The following is a 2,221-nucleotide window of genomic DNA, read 5'->3' on the forward strand; positions in this document are numbered from 1 at the left end:
CGCTCCCACAGGGTTACCTCATCAACCTGAAATCAGTTGATCAACAACACTTGGGCCCCGCCTTGCCACCGTATCGGGCTTCCTGGCGTTCGCGGAAGAACGCCTCGTAGTCCATCAGCGGTTTGTCCGGGTGTTTGCTTTGCATGTGCTCGACGTAGTTGTCGTAGTCGGGCATGCCGACCATCAGGCGGGCGGCCTGACCGAGGTATTTACCGAGGCGACTCAAGTCATTGAACATCGTTGCAATCCTCGATTCAGGCGTCCGGCACGGCCTGGAAGGGCGCTTCTTTATCCGTGCGTTCCTTGTGACCCCAGGCAGCGATGCCGACCTTGAGCGCGTAGAACAGGATGCTGAAGACCACCAGCAGGAACAACACCGTCAGCGTTGCGTTGGTGTAAGCGTTGTACACCACGTGCTGCATCTGCTCGATGCTCTTGGCCGGGGCCAGGATCTGGCCGGCGGCCAGGGCATCGTTGTATTTGCGCGCCAGGGCCAGGAAGCCGATCGCCGGGTTGGCGTCGAACAGCTTGATCAGGCCCGCCGTGGTGGTGCAGATCAGCAGCCAGACCGCCGGCAGCATGGTCACCCAGACGTAGCGCTGGCGCTTCATCTTGATCAGTACCACGGTGCCGAGCATCAGGGCGATACCGGCCAGCATCTGGTTGGAGATGCCGAACAGCGGCCACAAGGTGTTGATGCCGCCCAGCGGATCGATCACGCCCTGGTACAACAGGTAGCCCCACAGCGCCACACAGCCGGCGGTGGCGATCAGGTTGGCGACCCAGGATTCAGTCCGCTTGAGGGCTGGTACGAACGAGCCCAGCAGGTCCTGCAGCATGAAGCGCCCGGCACGGGTGCCGGCGTCTACCGCCGTGAGGATGAACAGCGCCTCGAACAGGATCGCGAAGTGGTACCAGAACGCCATGGTGTTCTCACCCGGCAACACCGAGTGCAGGATCTGCGCGATCCCCACCGCCAGCGTCGGCGCACCGCCGGCACGGGCCAGGATGGTGGTCTCGCCGATGTCATTGGCCACCGCCTGCAGCGCTTCGGGGGTGATTGCAAAGCCCCAGCTGCTGACAGTCTGCGCCACGCTCACCACATCACCGCCGACGATCGCCGCCGGGCTGTTCATGGCGAAGTACACGCCCGGCTCGATCACCGAAGCGGCGACCATTGCCATGATGGCCACGAACGACTCCATCAGCATGCCGCCGTAACCGATGTAGCGGGCGTTGACTTCGTTATCGAGCATCTTCGGCGTGGTGCCCGAAGAGATCAGCGCGTGGAAACCCGAAACCGCGCCACAGGCGATGGTGATGAACAGGAAAGGGAACAATCCGCCCTTCCACACCGGGCCCGTGCCGTCGGTGAACTGGGTCAGTGCCGGCATTTTCAGCTCGGGCATGGTGACCAGGATGCCGATCGCCAGGGCGACGATGGTGCCGATCTTCAAGAAGGTGGACAGGTAGTCGCGCGGCGCCAGGATCAGCCAGATCGGCAACACCGCGGCAACAAAACCGTAGCCGATCAGCATCCAGGTGATTTGCACGCCGGTGAAGGTGAAGGCCTCGGCCCAGACCGGGTCTGCGGCCACTTGCCCGCCGAGCCAGATCGAACCCAGCAGCAACAACACGCCGATGAGGGAGATTTCACCGATGCGGCCCGGGCGGATGTAGCGCATGTAGATGCCCATGAACATCGCGATCGGGATGGTCGCCATCACCGTGAAGATCCCCCACGGGCTCTCGGCCAGCGCCTTGACCACGATCAGCGCCAGCACCGCGAGGATGATGATCATGATCAGGAAGCAGCCGAACAGCGCGATGGTGCCGGGAACTCGGCCCATCTCTTCGCGGACCATGTCGCCCAGGGAGCGACCGTTGCGACGAGTGGACAGGAACAGGACCATGAAGTCCTGCACGGCACCGGCCAGCACCACCCCGGCGATCAGCCAGAGCGTACCGGGCAGGTAGCCCATCTGCGCCGCCAGTACCGGCCCGACCAGCGGCCCCGCACCGGCAATGGCCGCGAAGTGGTGGCCGAACAGGATGTGTTTGTTGGTCGGGACATAGTCCAGGCCATCGTTGTTGAGCACGGCGGGGGTGGCCCGGCGCGCATCGAGTTGCATCACGTTATTGGCGATGAACAGGCTGTAGTAGCGGTAGGCGACCAGGTAGATGGCCACGGCTGCGACGACGATCCAGAGGGCGTTGATCG

General features: G+C 63.3%; 2 protein-coding genes. Both read right to left on the reverse strand.

The features are described from left to right. Nucleotides 1-40: 40 nt before the first annotated feature. A complete protein-coding gene (locus MKS85_RS28715) occupies nt 41-238 on the reverse strand; it encodes a YbdD/YjiX family protein (protein ID WP_047230563.1) in 198 nt (65 codons plus the stop codon). Between the two features lie 16 nt (nt 239-254). Then, complete coding sequence (locus MKS85_RS28720) at nt 255-2,219, reverse strand: carbon starvation CstA family protein (protein WP_230682662.1); 1,965 nt, start codon at nt 2,217-2,219, stop codon at nt 255-257. Between the last annotated feature and the right edge of the window lie 2 nt (nt 2,220-2,221).

The organism is Pseudomonas sp. JL2 (assembly GCF_031570495.1).
Classification (GTDB): Bacteria; Pseudomonadota; Gammaproteobacteria; order Pseudomonadales; family Pseudomonadaceae; genus Aquipseudomonas; species Aquipseudomonas rhizophila.